This window comes from Amycolatopsis sp. NPDC023774 (genome assembly GCF_040639695.1).
Lineage (GTDB): Bacteria > Actinomycetota > Actinomycetes > Mycobacteriales > Pseudonocardiaceae > Amycolatopsis.
Window position 1 is genome coordinate 75,510 of the sequence record NZ_JBFAAJ010000003.1, and the last position, 17,003, is coordinate 92,512.

Sequence of the window (17,003 nt, forward strand, 5' to 3'; positions counted from 1 at the left end):
GCCCGGCAATGGTCCGGTGCAGGCGATCGCCGCTCGAATTCGAAGTGGCGCACGTTAGGATACCGGGAAAGCCGAGTGACCCGCCGTGTCAGCTCGCCACGGCGCGGCGAGCCGACACACGAGCCCGGTCGGGCCGGACGAACCGGCCGTGGCCGGGTTCGGCAACGATCTGCCCTCGGTCGAAAACCCGCTGTCCGCGTACGAAAGTGGTTACCACGCGCCCGGTGAACCGGGAACCGTCGAGGAACGTGGCGTTCGGTGCGGCCTTCGAGAAACCCTCCGGGCGGAACGTCCATTCGCTGGTGGTGTCTACCAGCACGAGATCCGCGTCCGCGCCCGGAACTATCCGGCCCTTGGCCGGCAGGTCGAAAATATCGGCGGCCCGGCCGGACGTGAGCCGCGCGACGTCGGGCATCGTGAGCCGGCCCTGGTGCACGGCAGTGAGCAGGATCGGCAGCATCGTCTCCAGCCCCGGCAGTCCGGGTGGCGAGACGAAGATGTCGTCCTCACCCGTGGCGATCTCCTCCGGACGGTAGGGACAGTGGTCGGTGCCGATCACGTCGATCCGGCCCGCGCGCAGCTCGTCCCACAGCCGCTCCACCGTCGCGGCGCTGCGCAGCGGCGGATTGCACTTCGCCCACGGGCCGAACTCGAACAGCGCTTTCTCGTCGAGCTGCAGGTAGTGGGGGCAGGTCTCCACCGTCACCTGTACCCCGCGCGCCCGCGCCTCGGCGGCAAGCACCACCGATTCGGCGCTGGACACGTGGACGGGCTGCACCCGCGCACCGGTGGCGGCCGCGAGCGCCAGCACCGTCGCCACCGAGGCGTCTTCGGCGATCTCCGGCCGGGCCGCCGCATGGATCGCACCGGGCAGGCCGTGTTGCCGACGGGCGGCTTCCCCCGCCACGGTGAGGATCTGCTCGTGCTCGCAGTGCAGGGCATGAACCAGTCCGGTGCGCGCCACCTCGCGCATGACTTCGTGCAGCCGCCCGGTGTCGGGGCAGGACAGACCGTGGAACTCCGCCTCCCGTCCCGGTGCCGGCGCGTGCAGCCACGTTTTGAACGCCACCGCGCCGGCCTCGGCCATCGCGCCTATCTCGTCGCGATTCTCCCATGCCGCGCCGCCGTAGAGCGCGTAGTCGACGAGGGCGTCGGGCTGCAGCTCGATCGCGCGCCGCGCGAGGGTGGCGCCGGAGTTGACCGGCGGGTCCGACGTCGGCATCTCGCAAATGGTGGTCACTCCCCCGGCCGCGGCGGCCGCCGTGCCGGTGCGGAACGTCTCGCGATCGGGTCGTGCCGGCGCTCGCAGGTGGACGTGCGTGTCGACGAGGCCGGGAAGCAGATGCAGCCCGCCGGCGTCGACATGTTCGGCTGCCGGGGGCCGGGCACCGGCGTCGAGAACGTCGGCCACTTGTCCACCGGAGATGGCCACTGTCGCCCGGCGGACGCTGTCTGCGCTCACCAGCCGCACGTCGTGCAGAACCAGATCGTATTCCACAGTACTCCTTGTCGATCCGCCAAAAGTCTTGTCAGCAAACGGTTCTGCCGTCACTGTGCGACGTAGCCGCCGTCGGCGACGAGGGTGGCCCCGGTGATGAAGGACGCCTCGGGCGAACACAGGAACGCCGCAGCGGAGGCGATCTCGTCCGGCCGCCCGAAGCGGCCGAGGGGCACCCGGCCAAGCGCCGTCGCCCTCGCCGCCGGGGCGTCGCCAGTCCTCACGAAACTGCGTTCGAGGAAGGGCGTCTCGGTGGGCCCCGGGCAGAGGCAATTGACCCGGACGCCGTCACCTGCGTGGTCCAGTGCCAGCGACCGGGTCAGGTTCACGACGCCGCCTTTGCTCGCCGTGTACGCGACCGAGCCGCGGGTGCCGACGAGACCCAGCTGGCTCGCGATGAGCAGCACCGCGCCGCCGCCGGACCGGGCGAGGTGCGGAATGGCAGCCGCGGCGAGGTGGAACGCCGCGGTCAGGTTGACCGACAGCACACCGCTCCACTCCTCCACCGCGAGTTCGGGTGCGGTGCCGCCGACCGACATCGCGGCGCTGTGGACGAGGACGTCCAGTCCACCGTCCGCAGCCGTCTCCTCAACTGCCTCTCGCGTCGCGATTCCGTCGGCGAGGTCGAGCAACCGGCCGCGGTGGCCATCGCCCGGAAGCTCCTGCACCGCGACCTTCAAGGCGGCGGGATCACGGTCGAGAACGGTGACCGAGGCGCCCTCCAGCGCGAGTCGCCGGGTGATGGCCAGGCCGATACCGGCCGCTCCTCCGGTGACCACGGCACGGCGACCGGTGAACCTCGCCGCGATCGGAGTTTCAGTAAGCATGGTCACGGAGCCATTCAAGATAGGCGGCCAACGCATCGGGCAGCGGTGTTGCCGCGCGTCCGGACAGTTCCCGCAGCCTCGTCACGTCGAGGAGGCCCCTGCGGTGCTCCGGCGGCAGGCTGAGGGAAAACGGGGCTTCTTTCGGCTCGACCGGTCCGACTGCCGAGTTCACGGCGTCGGCCAAGGCAGCCAGAGTGATCGCCGTTCCGGAGCCGACGTTGTAGAGCCGGTGCGGCGGGTCCGCCGTGGCGAGTGCCGCGATGCCTTCCGCGATGTCGCCGACCCAGGTCGGGTCGAAGGTGCCTCCCGCCTGCCCCGGGTCCACCCGGACTGCGCGGCCGGCGAGCGCCGCCCGGATCGCGGTGTAGGGCAACGACATCACCTGGCGGGTCCCGGTGTCGCGTTCGAGCGGGCCGTAACACGCCGCCACCCGCGCGATCACGGCGCCGGCTTGAGCAGCCAGTCGCTCGGCCGCGAGTTTCGAGGCCGGGTAGTCACCGGGATCGGTTCGAACCGGACTGTCCTCGTCGAGCACCGCGCGATCCGCGTAGACCGATGCCGACGAGACGTACACGACCCGTGCGTGCCTCGCGGCGGCGAGGACCGCCGCTGTCCCACCGACGTTGACCTCGTGGAGAGCTCGGCGATCCCCATTGGTCACGGCCGCCGCGTGAACCACCACGTCCGGCCGCACATCGGCGAACACCGACGCCGGCTCCCGCACGTCGAGCTCACGAAAGTCGACGGCGTGCTCACCCCACAGGACCTGGACGTCCGGCGACGGTTCCACCAGATCGGCCGCGACGACGGGGCCGCCCCGCGCGGCCAGCGCACACACGAGGTGAGCGCCGAGGAACCCGGTACTGCCCGTCACGATCGTCCCGGCCACGATCACACGGTCCAGGAAGATCGGCGGACGTGGTCGAAGAACGCCCTCGTACGCTCGTTCACCGGGTTCTCGAACACCACGCCCGCGGGCCCTTGTTCGGCGATGTGACCGCCGTCCATGAAGACGACTCGATCCGCCACTCGTCGTGCGAAGCCCATCTCGTGGGTCACGACGAGCATGGTGAGGCCGTCGTCGGCGAGCTGTTTCATCGTTTCGAGCACTTCACCCACGAGCTCGGGGTCGAGCGCCGAGGTCACCTCGTCGAACAGGACCAGGCGCGGCCCCATGGCCAGTGTCCGGGCGATCGCGACCCGCTGCTGCTGACCGCCGGAGAGCTGGCTGGGGTACCTGTCCTCGAAGGCCTCCATCCGAACCCGGGCCAGCAGCTCCCGCGCCTTTGCCTTCGCCTCGCTCGGGTCGGTGCCGAGCACACGCACCTGACCTTCGGTCACGTTTCGCAACACGCTGAAGTGGGGCCACAAGTTGTACTGCTGGAAGACCATTCCGACGCGGCTGCGCAGAGCGCGCATCGCCTGTTGTTCTTCCTTCCCCGTCATCTCGGCGTGCAGGCGCACGCCGTCGAGCGTGACTTCACCCGCGGTGGGCTTCTCGAGCCAGTTGACGCACCGCAGCAGCGTCGATTTACCGGTGCCTGACGGGCCGATGATCGCCACGGTCTCGCCTGCGTGGACCTCGAGGTCGATGCCCCGGAGGATTTCGTTGGTGCCGAAGGACTTGTGCAATCCGCTGAGGTGCAACAGCGGGGGCGCGGCTTCGGTGGCCGGCTGCTGTGTCATGTCTTGCTCCGGTCGGCTCATCGGTCGGGGAGGGCGAAGCGGCGTTCGCTGTAGCGCTGCGCCAGCATCAGCAGACTGGTCACGACCAAGTACAGCAACCCGGCGGTGCCGAGGATCTCGACCGCACGGTAGGTACTCGACACGATCTGCTGCGCATTGAGCATCAAGTCCGGCACCGTGATCACGGAAACCAGCGCGCTGTTCTTCACCAGCAGGATCGCGTTGTTGATGTACGGCGGGATCACGATGCGCACGGCCTGGGGCAGCACGATCCGGTGCATCGTCTGCACGTAGGTCATGTTCACCGCCAGCGCCGCTTCCGTCTGCGTTCGCGGGATCGCTTCGATGCCGGAGCGGATGATCTCCGCCTTGTAAGCCGCGGAGTTCAGCGTCATGCCGATCACCGCCGCGGCGAACGCCGGCAGCTGCAGTCCGAAACTCGGTGCCGCGTAGTAAATGAAGAACAGCACCAGCAGCACCGGGGTGCCGCGCATGATCCACACGTAGATTCCCGCGAGGACCCGAAGCCATTGCCGGTGCGAGATCCGGGCCATGGCGATGAACGTGCCGAGCACGGTCGCCAGCACCAGGGTGATGGCCGAGACCTCCACGGTGACCAGCAATCCGTCGAGCAGCAACGGGAAGTACTGCGCCACGACGGAGAAGTCGAGATTCATGGGTGATTCCTCTTCGTCGCGCTCACTGCTTGAACGGTTGGCCGAGCCACTTCTGCGCGATGCTCTGGTACGCGCCGGCCTTCTTGGCATCTTCGATCGCCTTGTTGACGGCCTGCAGCAACGCGTCCGAACCCTTCGGGACACCGACGGCCAGCGCGGTCCCGTCCGTGCCGTTCTGCGACACCGCGTATCCGGCGCCGTCACCCGACTTGATCCAGTACAGCGCGAGGATCCTGCCGGTGACCATGAGGTCACATCGGCCGTTCTTCAGGTCGGAGAACGCTTCCGCCTGGCCGGGATAGCGGGTTACCTTCGCCGCTCCGCCAATGCGTTGCACGGGAGCCTCGCCATTGGACGAGCCCGCGACGACGCAGACGCTTTTGCCCTTGATGCTCTCCGGGCCGGTGATCCCGCTTTCCTTCTGCGGATACACCGCGACAGCGTCGTCGTACCCGATCGGTTCGGAGAAGTCGACGACCTTCTGCCGGTCGGGTGTCACACGCAAGCCCGACATCGCGATGTCGAACTTCTTCGCCTGCAGGCCGGGCACGATGCCGGAGAAGTCCAGCGTCTTCCACTCGACCTTCGTTCCGAGGCTTTTCGCGATGAGGTCCGCCCAGTCGGCGTCGATGCCGACAAAGCCTCCGGAGGGATCCCGGAAGATCGTCGGTGCGTTGTTGCCGGAGGTGCCGATCGTGATGGCGCCGTGGGACTTGATGTCGTCCAGGTTCGACCCGCCCGACGAGCAGGCGGACACGGAGGTGAGTGTCAACCCCGCGGCGAGGACCGAGAGCCAGGTACGCAGGGTGCGGCGTGGATTCATGATGTTCTCCTCGACGGTGAGGATCGGTGGGACGGGGAAAGTCGGGCGGGGAGGAGGCGCGAGGGAGCGCGCCGATGTGTTTCAGGGGAACGTCATCGACCTGGGGAGCCGGATCAGGCCGGGAAAGTGGGGGTACTGCACGGCACCGTGACTGTCACCGTGCCGCTTGCCGGCGGCAAGCCTTGCCTTTCCGTCCGGTTCAGCTGAAGATCTCCTCCGGCTGCGCGGTCTCCAGCATGGCGAGAACCCGTTCCCGCAGGGTGTCCAAGTGCTCGGCCATGGCTTCTTGAGCGGCCGGCGCGTCGCCGTCGGAGATGGCGGCTGCGACACGCTGGTGCTGTTCGCCGCACCGAGCGCTCTCGGACATTTCCGGTACATCACGCTGACGCAGGGCCCACGTCAGCACGTAGTAGTTCTCGATGTCGGCTGCGAGCTTTGCGTTGCCCGAGCCGGTCGCGATCAGGGTGTGCAAGATCCGGTCCGCACCACGGCGACCGGATTCGTCGCTGGCGATGGTGCAAGCGAGTCCTTCGTCCGCGGCTTTCCTGATCTTGCTGCAGACGTCGTCACTCGCCCGCTCGGCCGCGAGGCCCGCGGCCAGGGATTCGAGACCGCGGCGCACCTCGTAGGCATCCTGCACGACCTTGACCGAGGGCTGGACGACCTGGAGTCCACTGCCGGGCCCGGGCTCGACGAGCCCCACGTGCTCGAGGCGGATCAGCGTCTCGCGCACCGGGGTCTTGGAGACCCCCAGCATCGAAGCCAGTTTGGCCTCCGACAGCCGCTGCCCCGGCTGCAGCCGGCGATCGACGATCGCCTGGCGGATCTCGTCGAAGACACGGTCGGTGATGCTGTCCCGCTGAACGTCAAGTGGATCGAGCATCACCGGCTCCGTATCTCATATCCGTATCTCGTATCTGGATACGGGACTATAGGCGCCACTCAAAGTTTCGGTCAATACCGCTTGACCTGGCCATTTTCGCGACATGGGGTACGCGGCCTCAGCCAGCTGTCCCGGTCATCGGTGCCGTATTGCGCCAATCGAGTGATAAAGGCGGAGCGACTCCGCGGGAATGCCAGCTGACCACGTTCCCGAAGGACGAGGTCGCCCACGTCGGGTTATCTGCCGGCCTGCGCACTCGCCGAAGCCGAGGTGCGGCCGCCGGGCACCCCCCGAAGACGTTGTCGCCGTGCCGGACGAAGGTCAGCGAGGAAGCGGAAATCGCGTGGACGCCGAAGCCGTGGATGGCGATGCCCGGGGCGCCGGCACCGGCAGCGAGCAGGCGGTCGTGATGATCATTCTCAGGCGCTGCGCCACCCGCTCCAGATCTAGAGCGCGTCGCGTCCGCGTTCACCGGTGCGGACGCGGACGACGGTCTCCACCGGCGTGACCCAGATCTTGCCGTCGCCGATCTTGCCGGTGTGCGCGGTCTCCCGCACCGTCCGCAGCGCGCCCTCGACCTGGTCGTCGTCCAGGAGGATCTCCAGCCGGTACTTCGTGATGAAATCGATCGCGTACTCGGCGCCCCGGTAGACCTCGGTGTGCCCCTTCTGCCGACCGTATCCGCGGACCTCGGTGACCGTCATCCCCGCGATGCCGAGCTCCTGCAGGGCCTCCCGGACCTCGTCGAGCACGAACGGTTTGACGACGGCGGTCAGCAGCTTCATCGCGTCTCCTCGCGCGCCGGCCGGTGCGATCCCAGTGCACCGGCGGGCGCGCTCCCCCGGCGTCCGGATTGGACTGCCAGCTCGTACGCGCCTTCGGCGTGCTCGGCCTCGTCGACACCGTCGATCTCAGCCTCGCGGTCGAGCCGGAATCCCATGAACTTGTGCATGACCCAGCCGATCAGGAAGGTCACCACGAGCGAATACCCTAGTACCGCGAAGGTTCCCACAGCCTGGCGCCACAGCTGATCGAATCCGCCGCCGTAGAGCAGGCCGTCGACACCCTGCGGATCCACGCTGACGGTCGCGAACACGCCGATCAGCAGCGTCCCCACGAACCCGCCGACGCCGTGCACCGCGACCACGTCCAGCGCGTCGTCGAACCCGTACCGGTACTTCAGGCCCACCGCGAACGAACACACCACCCCGGCGATCGCGCCGATCGCGATCGCGCCGATCGGTTCGACGTAGGCACAGCCGGGGGTGATCCCCACCAGCCCGGCCACCGCGCCGGACGCGGCGCCGAGAGTGGTCGGTTTCCCGTCGCGGAACTGCTCGACGAGCAGCCAGCCGAGCACCGCGGCCGCCCCCGCGACGGTCGTGTTCAGGAACGAGGTGGCGGCCAGGTTCTTCGCGGCCAGCGCGGAGCCGGCGTTGAAGCCGAACCAGCCGAACCACAGCAGACCGGCGCCGAACATCACGAACGGCAGGTTGTGCGGCCGGGCGGCCTGCTTCGGCCAGCCGTGCCGGCGGCCGAGCACGATCGCCAGTGCCAGCGCGGCCGCTCCCGAGTTCACTTCGACGACGGTGCCGCCCGCGAAGTCCAGCAGGTGCAGCTTCGTCGCGATCCACCCGTCCGGGGCGAAGACCCAGTGCGCCACCGGCAGGTACACCAGCGTGACCCACACGACCGAAAACAGGGTCCAGGTCCAGAACCGGGCCCGCTCGGCGATCGCGCCGGCGAGCAGCGCGACCGTGATGACCGCGAACATCATCTGGAAGGCCACGAAGGCGAACAGCGGCACCTTGGTCCCCGCCGGGCCGACTGACTGCTGGGCGACCCCGTGCAGACCGGCCAGCCGCAGATTCCCGAGCAGCCCGCCGAACCAATCGCCGCCGAACGCGAGCGAGTACCCGTAAATCACCCAGATGAGACCGACGGTGGCGAGGCAGATGAACGTCATCGCCATCACGTTCAGCACGCTCCGTGCGCGGACCATCCCACCGTAGAACAGCGCGAGGCCCGGCGTCATCAGCATCACCAGCGCCGCGCTGCCCAGCAACCACGCCGTGCTTCCGGTATCCACCACGCTCGGGCTCCTCCTCGCCTCACCGACCAGCGGCAGGAAGCTAACCGGACAGTGTTACGGGCATGTTTCCGCCGCGAGTCCGCCACCTACCCGCAACCCGGCGAAACAGGCGAACCGCAACCAAGCGGACGAGCCGCGGAAGCGCCCACCGGGCCGGTCGCCGTGTGCGCCCGCATCGTCGCGATGGCCCGGGCGCGCCCTCGCCGGATCCTGCTCAGATATTCAGCGCCAACCGAATTGCCCTTCCCAGTGCCTTCGGAACGAGCAGCGACATGCGACTGCCGGGTACTTCTTCGGCATTTCGGCGAGCCAGTGCCGACAGAGTGCGGTGGATATCGTGCGACGGATACCGGTCATGGGCGTGCCTCATGGCCCCAGGCGGCAGATCCCACCTGCGGATACCGGCGAGATCCGCCATGGCACCACATTGGACGTAGTAGCCGATCGTGTCCACGGACCTGTCCAGACCAGGTGTCGCGTGCGCGACCACGGCATCTGCAGCCTCGAGGGCCCGGCGGCGCGGCGCGCCGGCGCGGTCGAAAACGTCGAGAACGTTCTCCGCGGATCGCCGCGTGAAGTCCTCCCCCGGCACACTGACCAGCATTCCGGAGTCGTGCAGGAGTGACGTCACGAAGAGAAGTTCGGAGTCAACACCGACCTGGTCCACCTGAGACAACGCTGTGCCGAGCAGCCAGGTCCGATAGCCGTGAAAGAGAAGCGTAGCACCCTGTTTCTTGGCCGTTTCGATGGCAGCCCTCGCCACCGGGGTGCCAGGAACCGCCGGCAGGGTATTTTCAGTCGAGCGCGACCTGTTCACCGGCCACGTGATGAAACCAGCGACTGCCGCCAAAATAAATGTTCGCATGCCAGCGCGAACGGCCGAACGCTCAGCGCGAGTCAGTACACCATTCGTTTCGCAGACCCATTCATAACTGGCCATCGCCGACGCCGAGGTTGGCGAGGTCGATCCACTGGCCGCGTCGCCACTTGCACACACGAGGACTCCAGGAGGGGAACTGAGACGGAGACTGGCCGCTTCCAGTGTTTGCGCTCAGGAAGGTCCGGGCAAGGCAGCGAGCGACCGGTATCCCACAGATTCGGACCCGGCTGCGCCGGGTTTGGCAATCTGGACTGCTTGCGTCCGGATCTGTGGGGTTGCCGTCCGGTTCTGCACTTCAATGCCACACAGAACTCGAAGACGCTGGAACTGATCCACATCGCCACGCCACCGGAGGCACCAGACCTTGACCCGTGAACTGTTCACCGACGAAGAACTCGCAGCGTTCAAGGCAGCCCAACGTCTCGCGTTCGACGCGGTCGTCTCGGTCGAAGCCGAGTTGCACGAGGGCATCACCGAGCAGCAGGCAGCCGCGAAGCTCGAGCACTGGCTTCGCGCGCGTGGCGTTTCTCACTTCTTCCATTACGGCTTCGTTTGGTTCGGTGAACGTACTCGATTTTTAGATTTCCCCCAGCTCCCGCGGCGAGCCCGAGATATTTTCGATACCAAACTGGCTCACTTCAGCGGGCATTACAGGCCGAGCGGTCGCCGATTGAAGCAAGGCGATGCCGTAATCCTCGACATCGGCCCTATCCACCGGCGTGGAGCCGCCGATATCGGGTACTCGTGCGCTCTCGGCGAGCCGACGGATGAATTTCACAAAACTCGAATGGCACTGGCACCCTATCGTCACATGATCCTGGACATGGTGAGAAACGGCGACTCCCAGCGCAGGATCGACAAGGAGATATCCGACTACACCAAAGATCAAGGTTATGTGAACATTCACTCGATGTACCCCGGGTCCGCGATCGCGCACCGTGTCGGCCGAGTGCCCGGCCTGCGGTTGCCGACGTTCAACGTGAAGGGGTTCAGCCCGCAAACCGTCAGTTACCTGGCCGGCGACGTCGCCAAGTCGGCCTTGCGGCTGAATGTCCGCTCCGCGCCGTTCTGGCAGCCGAACTCCGATCGGCCTTGTGAGCCAGGCCTGTGGGCATTCGAGCCGCACATCGGCCGCGGCAACGTCGGCGCGAAATGGGGCGAGGTTCTCGTGGTCACCGAGGACACCGCATACTGGCTCGACAACGACCTGCCGCATGTCCGCTATTGGGCTGATCACGGCGTTGTTTAGGATCTTTGCGCTTCAGGACGACCCGCACTTCGGAACCGAGCGTCGGGTTCGACGATTGCGAGGTCAGGACAGGTGCCCAGCTCGAGAAAAGTAGTGTTCGTCGTCTTCGAAGGGGTGAAAAGCCTGGACGTGGCGGGGCCGGCCGAGGTCTTCGCAGAGGCCAACCTCTTCGGGGCGGACTACTCGTTGTGCTATGTGTCTCCCTCGGGTGAGGCCGTTGCCACCTCGACCGGTTCGACCATGCCCGTCGACGGCCCCGCCGAGAGCGTGTCGCACGCGGACACAGTCGTCGTCTGCGGCGGCGATGTCCTTGTTGCCGCCCCCATCGAGCCTGATCTCGTGGCCGCCGTCCGGTTGTTGCGCGAGCGAGCACGTCGCCTCGTTTCCATTTGCACGGGCTCCTTTGCCCTGGCTGCCGCAGGCGCATTGTCGGGGCGCCGGGCCACCACCCATTGGCGCCATGCGCAGCTTCTTGCTCGCGCGTTCCCGGACGTCGACGTCCTACCGGATGCCCTCTTCGTCGAAGACCGGGGAGTGTTCACGTCGGCAGGGGTGTCGGCTGGGATCGACCTTGCCCTGGCATTGGTGGAGGCCGACCATGGTCCCGACACCGCGCGTGCCGTAGCTCGGAATCTTGTCGTGTTCATGCAACGTCCAGGTGGCCAGTCGCAGTTCTCCGCTCCCCTGGAAATAAGACCCGCTCGGACGCCGGCGCTGCGACGCGTTGTCGATCTCATTTCCGCGGACCCTGGTTTGGACCACAGTTCCAGCCGTCTTGCCGACCTCGTCGGGGTGAGTCCGCGTCACCTCATCCGGCTCTTCCAGACAGAGTTCGATACGACGCCCGCAAGGTACGTCGAGCAAGTCAGGCTTGATCACGCGAAGTCGCTGCTGGACTCAGGACACAACGTCCAAGAGACGGCCGCGGGCGCGGGATTCGGAAGCACGGAAACAATGCGTCGAACCTTTGTCACCCGATTGGGCATCTCGCCGAGTCAGTATCGCGACCGGTTCAAGAGCACGACACCGCGTGACAGACCGTAGGAAGACACCGCGCTTGCCCGGGTCAGCTCCGGGAAACGGACAGCACTTCGTTGAAGGCCTCGGTCGACGACGGGTGCGTGTAGATCGCGTCACGCAGATCCGCCGCGGTCACGCCGTGACGCATGGCCAGCGTGACGGTGTTGATCAGCTCCTGTGCGTCCACGCTCAACAGCGCGGCGCCGAGGACCTGATCCGTCTCCGCGTCGATGACGAACTTCATCATCCCCCGGGTCTCTCCGAGGATCTTCGCCTTGGGCATCGCGACGATGTCCGCGACCGCCTTCTGCGACACCTTCACCGCGTACCCTTGCTCGCGTGCGTCCCGTTCGGTGAGCCCGACTCGGGCCAACGGTGGCGTCAGGAAGAGCGCGTACGGGAGGTGCACCCGGTCGGCGGTCGATCGAATTCCGCGACCCGTGAGCTGATCGGCGACGATCCTGCTGTCGTCGAGGGAGACGTAGGTGAACTGCGGTCCACCCTTGACGTCGCCGACCGCGAAGATGTGCGGCTGGCTGGTCCGCAGGCGATCGTCCACCACGACCGCACCGGCGGCCGTGGTGGCCACGCCCGCGCGATCCAGGTGCAGACCTTCCGTCGCCGGCTTGCGGCCCGCCGCGACCAGCACCGCGTCCACGACGATCGAGTCCTCGCCGTCGCCGCACCGGTAATCAACTCGGGCACCCGCAGCCGTCTCGGTCATCCGGATGACCTGAGCGCCCAGAACGAACTGAACTCCGGCGTCGGCCAGCACCTGGTGCGCGGACGCCGCGACATCGTCGTCCTCGCGGCCGAGGATGCGCGGCGCCCGGTCGAGCACCGTCACCTCACTGCCGAACTGCGCGAACATCGAGGCGAATTCGATGCCGACATGGCCGCCGCCGAGCACGGCCAGCCTCCGCGGGAGGTTTTCGCGTCCGATGAGGTCGGTGCTCGTGTGCACTCGGGAGCTCCCGGCGAGTCCGGGGATGTCGGGCACCACGGGCTCGGCCCCGGTGTTGATGACGATGGTGTCGCCGGTGACGGTCAGCCGGTCGTCGCCGGCGCTGACCTCCACGGTTTTGGCGTCGACGAAGGCGGCCCGGCCCGTGAGGACGCTGACCGAGTCGATCGAGTCGAGGGTGACGAAATTGACGCCACGCAGCTTGGTGGTCAGGTTCCGGGTCTTCTCGACTGCTTCGCCGTGGCCGGCACCGGTCTCGGCGTGGTGGATCAGCGACTTGGTGGGTACGCACCCCACGTTGGGGCAAGTACCGCCGTACATCTCCGCCGACCGCTCGATCACGGCCACCCGCTTGCCACTCCGCCCCATCGCGGCGGCCAGCGCCTTCCCACCCCTGCCGAACCCGATCACGACAAGATCGAAGTGTGTGGTGTCCACGTTGGACATAGCTCTCCTCCGGGGTGTGCTGTGCGGCCTCGATCGACGACCGATGAGATGCCGTACGTTCAAGGTATTAAATGTACGTACATTTAGCTGCGAGTTGTGTCGAGCGCGACAGTCCGAACGCGGCAACCAGAAGCCTCGACGCCACGCGCCCGGCGGGCCGCATCCGCTCGCGTCACCGGATCTCTCCACAAAGCAAGCGCTTAGACTGGGCGGACGGTTCACGCCCGCCGGGCGCGTCAGCAGATCTGGGAGGATCGCCGGATGACGACTTCGCTCTCGGCCGAGCTGTGGCCCGACGTGCAGCCCGAGACCGCACGCCGGCTGATGTTGGCCGGTGTGGAGTCCTTCGCGAAGCGCGGGTACCACGCCACGACCACGCGGGACATCGCCGGCGCCGCGGGCATGAGCCCCGCCGCGTTGTACGTGCACTTCCCGTCGAAGGCGGCGCTGCTGTTCGAGATCAGCCGCAGCGGCCACGAGCAGACGCTGGCCTTGGTCGAGAACGCCCTGGAGAAGGCCGAGGACCCGGTCGAGCGCATCCGGCTCGTGGTCGAGGACTTCGTGGCCTGGCACGCGCGGCGCCACACCGTCGCGCGGGTCGTGCAGTACGAGCTCAACGCGCTGCCGGAGAAGGAGTTCGAGGTCGTCGCGGAGCTGCGGCGGCGCATCGAGCGCATCGTGCGCGACGTGATCGCCACGGGCGCCGAATCCGGTGCGTTCTCCGTGACCGATCCGCACACGGCGGCGCGCGCGGTCCTCTCGCTGGGTGTCGACGTGGCCCGCTGGTACAGCGAGCGCACGCGCCAGACGCCGGCCGCGCTGGGCAAGGAGTACAGCGAGCTGGTGCTGCGGATGCTCGGCACGCGAACAGCCTGACCCTCGACCGGCTCAGCTGCGCGTCGCCGCCGAGGCGAAGCGCTCCGCGATGCGCGCCAGCCGGTCGAGCAGGCCGGGCGGCGCGTCTTCCACCACGAAGTCGTAGTCCCACTGCGCGAGGTAGAACGGCGCGGCGGCGAGGTCGGTCGCGCCGGTACGCAGCCGGCACGTGTGCTCGTCCACGGGCTCGACGGTGCCGGCGGTCGGCGGCACGCGGGCCGCGAGCACCTCTGCCGGAACCGACACGAGCAGCGACATCTGGTGTGCATACGGCGCCGAAGAGATCGCCTGCGACACGTACGCGGCGAGGTCTTCCGCGGGCGGTTCGCGCGGCGTGAAGCGGAACCCGGGCGCCGGCACGCCTTCGATGCGGTCGACGCGGAACGTGCGCCAGCCGTCGCGACCCAGGTCGTAGGCGACGAGGTACCAGCGACGGCCGGTGTGGACCAGGCGGAGGGGTTCGACGTCGCGCTCGTTGACCTGACCGGTGTGGTCGGCGTAGGTGAAGCGCACCCGCTCGCGGTCGCGGCAGGCCGCGGCGATCACGGTGAGCACCTCGGCGCCGACGACCGGTCCCCCGCCGCCGAGCTGCAGCATCGCCGAGCCCATCGCGCTCACGCGGTGCCGCAGCCGTGCGGGCAGCACCTGCTCCAGCTTGGCCAGCGCCCGCACCGATGTCTCCTCGATGCCCGACACCGTGCCGTTCGCCGCCGTCCGCAGCCCGACCACGACGGCCACGGCCTCGTCGTCGTCCAGCAGCAACGGCGGCAGCGCGGCGCCGGCCCCCAGCCGGTAGCCGCCCGCGACCCCCGGCGTCGCGTGCACCGGGTAGCCGAGGCCGCGCAGCCGCTCGACGTCGCGGCGGACCGTGCGCACGTCCACGCCCAGCCGGTCGGCCAGGTCCGGCCCCGGCCAGTCGCGGCGGGCCTGCAACAGGGACAACAGGCGCAGCAGCCGCTCCGAGGTTCCGTACATGCGGGCCACTCTGCCAGACCTCGCGGACAGAAACGGTCCTCGATGTCCGCGGACTTGCCTTCCGCGAGCGGGGCCGGTGAAGTGTGGCCATGCAGATCGATCCGCACGCGTTGCTCGCCGTCGCCCGCGAGGAAGCCGAACTCGGCAAGGCTGAGGGCGGCGTGCCGATCGGTGCCGCCCTCTTCGACAGCTCCGGAGAGCTCCTCGGCCGCGGCCACAACCGCCGCGCGCAGGACGGCGACCCGTCGCTGCACGCGGAGACGACGGCGTTCCGCAACGCCGGGCGCCGCCCCCACTACCGCGACACGATCATGGTCACCACGCTCTCGCCGTGCTGGTACTGCAGCGGCCTCGTGCGCCAATTCGGCATCCCGCGGGTGATCATCGGTGAAGCCGAGACCTTCTCCGGCGGCCACGACTGGCTCGCCGAGCACGGCGTGCGCATCGAGGTCCTCGACGACCCCGCGTGCACAGCACTGATGACGGAGTTCATCGAGACGCGGCCGCAGCTGTGGTTCGAGGACATCGGCGTTCCGTCCACTGCGGACTGACCACCTGCGCCTCCGGTCTACTCGGCACACACGGTCCGGTTGCGACCACCGGCTTTCGCGCGCCGCACGGCTTTCACGGTGGCCGCGAACACCGCGTCCGCCGTGTCGCCGTCGCCGGGACGGCAGGCGACGCCGACCGAGACCGTCGCCCAGGCGAACTGCGGGCTGCCATAGGGCGCCTTCAGCGCGACGGCCGTCGAGGCGACGCGCAGGCGGATGCGTTCGGCGACGGCGAGCGCGTCGAACGGCCTGGTGCCGGGGAGGAACACGGCGAACTCGCCGCCACCGGAGCGCCCGACGAGGTCGGCGGAGGGAGTTCGTCGCGCAACGCGTCGGCGATGGCACGCAGCACGGCGTCGCCGACGCGGTGGCCGTGGCGGGCGTTGACGTCGCCGAAGCGGTCGAGGTCGAGCACCAGCACGGAGGACGCCGGGGCCGGCTGCACGCGGACGGCGTCCCACCAGGCGGATGCCGTGAGGGCACCGGTGCCCGCGTCGGCCGTCGGCTCGGCGCGCGGTGTGGCGCCGACGCCGCCGCGGTCGAGCACCACGAGGGCCGCGGCGAGCAGCGGTACGACGAGCGGCGAATCCACCACGGCCCAGGCGAGTGCGATGTCCAACACGACCATCGCGATGTCCAACAGCAGCCCCGCCACGCCCTGCCGGTAGCCGCGCACGACCCCGGCGAGCGCCGCGTCGACGAGTGTGAAGACGACCGCCGCCGCCACGAGCAGTCCCATCAGGCGGACGTCGCCCAGCGAGCTCGGCGGGACCGGCACCGCCCACGCGAGGAACCGGCCCGCGAGCAGCACGGCCAACACCGTCGCCGCCACCTCGAAAACCTGCGGTACGGCGCGCGCCGCCGCACGCGCAGCCACCGGTGCGCGCCCGAGACCACCACGAGCACCATGGCGGGCACTGACGGCAGCACCACCGCGCCGTCGAACACCCACGGTGTGCCGAAACCCGGGCCCAGCGATGTTTCCCCGCGTCCGCGTTCGGCGGAACGGCTCAGCTCCGCGCTCACCAGCAGCCCCGCGACCAGCACGGCGAACCGCGCGGAACCCGCGAGCGGCACAGGAACCAGCACCGCCACGGCGATCGTCGCGACCACGTCCACGCACACCACGAACGCCGCCAGCGCGCGGGTGCGCACGCGCCACAGCTCCCAGTCCGCCACGGCGAAGCGGAACCGGCGCCGACCACCCCCTCCGGCCGTCGCCGGATCCCCCGCCATTTCGGCAAAGTAGCCGGTTCGGCGCGGTTTCGGCACCGTCTTGAGTGGGGCAAGTGCTTCGGAGCCGCCGGGCCGGGCGGATGGGTCCGCAGCGCGGTGAGAGCGATCGCCGCGCAAGCATGATCAGCCGGCGGTGTGCGCGGAGAACCGTCGGCTCGAAGCCGGTAACGGTTTCAGACCGACGAGAATAGGAGCTTGCAAGCAGACCATTCGCCGCATTGTGGCGGCCGGTGCCAGCGCGGAGCCGCTGACGCTCGGGCTGCCGGGACCGCCTCGGCGGACACGTACAGCGAGACGAGAGTCGCCGCCGGGCCCGACG

17 protein-coding genes and 1 pseudogene are annotated in these 17,003 nt (G+C 68.4%); 4 read left to right on the forward strand and 14 right to left on the reverse strand.

Features of this window, described 5'->3' with window-relative positions; translation table 11 throughout:
* Nucleotides 1–88: 88 nt before the first annotated feature.
* The 10 genes from allB to AB0F91_RS09900 form a co-directional block, all read right to left on the reverse strand.
* Nucleotides 89–1,498: an allantoinase AllB gene (gene allB, locus AB0F91_RS09855; RefSeq protein WP_360596423.1), complete on the reverse strand. Its 1,410-nt coding sequence runs from the start codon at nucleotides 1,496–1,498 to the stop codon at nucleotides 89–91.
* A 50-nt stretch (nucleotides 1,499–1,548) separates the two neighbouring features.
* On the reverse strand, nucleotides 1,549–2,325 hold the full coding sequence (locus AB0F91_RS09860) for an SDR family NAD(P)-dependent oxidoreductase (RefSeq protein WP_360597058.1): 777 nt from the start codon (nucleotides 2,323–2,325) through the stop codon (nucleotides 1,549–1,551).
* Nucleotides 2,315–3,214: an NAD(P)-dependent oxidoreductase gene (locus tag AB0F91_RS09865; RefSeq protein WP_360596425.1), complete on the reverse strand. Its 900-nt coding sequence runs from the start codon at nucleotides 3,212–3,214 to the stop codon at nucleotides 2,315–2,317. Before AB0F91_RS09865 ends, AB0F91_RS09860 begins: the two co-directional genes overlap by 11 nt.
* A gap of 2 nt (nucleotides 3,215–3,216) precedes the next feature.
* Nucleotides 3,217–4,011: an amino acid ABC transporter ATP-binding protein gene (locus tag AB0F91_RS09870; protein ID WP_360596427.1), complete on the reverse strand. Its 795-nt coding sequence runs from the start codon at nucleotides 4,009–4,011 to the stop codon at nucleotides 3,217–3,219.
* 17 nt (nucleotides 4,012–4,028) lie between these two features.
* Complete coding sequence (locus AB0F91_RS09875; protein WP_360596428.1) at nucleotides 4,029–4,688, reverse strand: amino acid ABC transporter permease; 660 nt, start codon at nucleotides 4,686–4,688, stop codon at nucleotides 4,029–4,031.
* 22 nt (nucleotides 4,689–4,710) lie between these two features.
* Entirely contained in the window at nucleotides 4,711–5,511 is an 801-nt protein-coding gene (locus tag AB0F91_RS09880; RefSeq protein WP_360596430.1) for a transporter substrate-binding domain-containing protein, read from the reverse strand.
* A gap of 199 nt (nucleotides 5,512–5,710) precedes the next feature.
* The gene (locus tag AB0F91_RS09885; protein ID WP_360596432.1) at nucleotides 5,711–6,394 is read right to left on the reverse strand and encodes a GntR family transcriptional regulator; all 684 of its coding nucleotides are present in this window, start codon (nucleotides 6,392–6,394) and stop codon (nucleotides 5,711–5,713) included.
* Nucleotides 6,395–6,840: 446 nt separating this feature from the next.
* Nucleotides 6,841–7,179 carry a P-II family nitrogen regulator gene (locus tag AB0F91_RS09890; protein WP_285968736.1) on the reverse strand — a complete coding sequence of 113 codons (339 nt, stop codon included), beginning with the start codon at nucleotides 7,177–7,179 and terminating at the stop codon, nucleotides 6,841–6,843.
* On the reverse strand, nucleotides 7,176–8,486 hold the full coding sequence (locus tag AB0F91_RS09895) for an ammonium transporter (RefSeq protein ID WP_360596434.1): 1,311 nt from the start codon (nucleotides 8,484–8,486) through the stop codon (nucleotides 7,176–7,178). Before AB0F91_RS09895 ends, AB0F91_RS09890 begins: the two co-directional genes overlap by 4 nt.
* Nucleotides 8,487–8,700: 214 nt before the next feature.
* Complete coding sequence (locus AB0F91_RS09900; RefSeq protein WP_360596435.1) at nucleotides 8,701–9,426, reverse strand: hypothetical protein; 726 nt, start codon at nucleotides 9,424–9,426, stop codon at nucleotides 8,701–8,703.
* Nucleotides 9,427–9,730: 304 nt separating this feature from the next.
* Between AB0F91_RS09900 and AB0F91_RS09905 the strand changes: the two genes are divergently transcribed.
* A complete protein-coding gene (locus AB0F91_RS09905) occupies nucleotides 9,731–10,615 on the forward strand; it encodes a M24 family metallopeptidase (protein ID WP_360596437.1) in 885 nt (294 codons plus the stop codon).
* Nucleotides 10,616–10,708: 93 nt separating this feature from the next.
* On the forward strand, nucleotides 10,709–11,659 hold the full coding sequence (locus tag AB0F91_RS09910) for a helix-turn-helix domain-containing protein (protein ID WP_360596439.1): 951 nt from the start codon (nucleotides 10,709–10,711) through the stop codon (nucleotides 11,657–11,659).
* A gap of 22 nt (nucleotides 11,660–11,681) precedes the next feature.
* Here AB0F91_RS09910 and AB0F91_RS09915 read toward each other — a convergent pair whose 3' ends face one another.
* The gene (locus AB0F91_RS09915) at nucleotides 11,682–13,172 is read right to left on the reverse strand and encodes an FAD-dependent oxidoreductase (RefSeq protein ID WP_360596441.1); all 1,491 of its coding nucleotides are present in this window, start codon (nucleotides 13,170–13,172) and stop codon (nucleotides 11,682–11,684) included.
* A gap of 135 nt (nucleotides 13,173–13,307) precedes the next feature.
* On the opposite strand from AB0F91_RS09915, the gene AB0F91_RS09920 reads away from it, so the two are divergent.
* Nucleotides 13,308–13,922: a TetR/AcrR family transcriptional regulator gene (locus tag AB0F91_RS09920; protein WP_360596443.1), complete on the forward strand. Its 615-nt coding sequence runs from the start codon at nucleotides 13,308–13,310 to the stop codon at nucleotides 13,920–13,922.
* A 12-nt stretch (nucleotides 13,923–13,934) separates the two neighbouring features.
* On the opposite strand, the gene AB0F91_RS09925 is transcribed toward AB0F91_RS09920, so the two are convergent.
* Entirely contained in the window at nucleotides 13,935–14,897 is a 963-nt protein-coding gene (locus AB0F91_RS09925) for a YafY family protein (protein WP_360596444.1), read from the reverse strand.
* An 89-nt stretch (nucleotides 14,898–14,986) separates the two neighbouring features.
* On the opposite strand from AB0F91_RS09925, the gene AB0F91_RS09930 reads away from it, so the two are divergent.
* Nucleotides 14,987–15,448, forward strand: coding sequence for a nucleoside deaminase (locus AB0F91_RS09930; RefSeq protein WP_360596446.1), 462 nt, complete (start codon nucleotides 14,987–14,989; stop codon nucleotides 15,446–15,448).
* Between the two features lie 17 nt (nucleotides 15,449–15,465).
* Here the strand turns inward: AB0F91_RS09930 and AB0F91_RS09935 are convergent.
* Both AB0F91_RS09935 and AB0F91_RS09940 read right to left on the reverse strand, forming a co-directional pair.
* A pseudogene (locus tag AB0F91_RS09935) lies at nucleotides 15,466–16,187 on the reverse strand (GGDEF domain-containing protein).
* Entirely contained in the window at nucleotides 16,187–16,684 is a 498-nt protein-coding gene (locus AB0F91_RS09940; RefSeq protein ID WP_360596447.1) for a hypothetical protein, read from the reverse strand. The pseudogene AB0F91_RS09935 and the gene AB0F91_RS09940 overlap by 1 nt, the downstream one beginning before the upstream one ends.
* Nucleotides 16,685–17,003 lie beyond the last annotated feature (319 nt).

What these genes read in the sequence shown, in the direction of transcription:
- AB0F91_RS09940 (WP_360596447.1), bottom strand. Translation starts at nt 16,684, where the DNA reads ATGGCGGGGGATCCGGCGACGGCCGGAGGGGGTGGTCGGCGCCGGTTC.
- AB0F91_RS09880 (WP_360596430.1), bottom strand. Translation starts at nt 5,511, where the DNA reads ATGAATCCACGCCGCACCCTGCGTACCTGGCTCTCGGTCCTCGCCGCG.
- AB0F91_RS09900 (WP_360596435.1), bottom strand. Translation starts at nt 9,426, where the DNA reads ATGGCCAGTTATGAATGGGTCTGCGAAACGAATGGTGTACTGACTCGC.
- AB0F91_RS09930 (WP_360596446.1), top strand. Translation starts at nt 14,987, where the DNA reads ATGCAGATCGATCCGCACGCGTTGCTCGCCGTCGCCCGCGAGGAAGCC.
- AB0F91_RS09875 (WP_360596428.1), bottom strand. Translation starts at nt 4,688, where the DNA reads ATGAATCTCGACTTCTCCGTCGTGGCGCAGTACTTCCCGTTGCTGCTC.
- AB0F91_RS09885 (WP_360596432.1), bottom strand. Translation starts at nt 6,394, where the DNA reads ATGCTCGATCCACTTGACGTTCAGCGGGACAGCATCACCGACCGTGTC.
- AB0F91_RS09860 (WP_360597058.1), bottom strand. Translation starts at nt 2,325, where the DNA reads ATGCTTACTGAAACTCCGATCGCGGCGAGGTTCACCGGTCGCCGTGCC.
- AB0F91_RS09870 (WP_360596427.1), bottom strand. Translation starts at nt 4,011, where the DNA reads ATGACACAGCAGCCGGCCACCGAAGCCGCGCCCCCGCTGTTGCACCTC.
- AB0F91_RS09920 (WP_360596443.1), top strand. Translation starts at nt 13,308, where the DNA reads ATGACGACTTCGCTCTCGGCCGAGCTGTGGCCCGACGTGCAGCCCGAG.
- AB0F91_RS09925 (WP_360596444.1), bottom strand. Translation starts at nt 14,897, where the DNA reads ATGTACGGAACCTCGGAGCGGCTGCTGCGCCTGTTGTCCCTGTTGCAG.
- AB0F91_RS09890 (WP_285968736.1), bottom strand. Translation starts at nt 7,179, where the DNA reads ATGAAGCTGCTGACCGCCGTCGTCAAACCGTTCGTGCTCGACGAGGTC.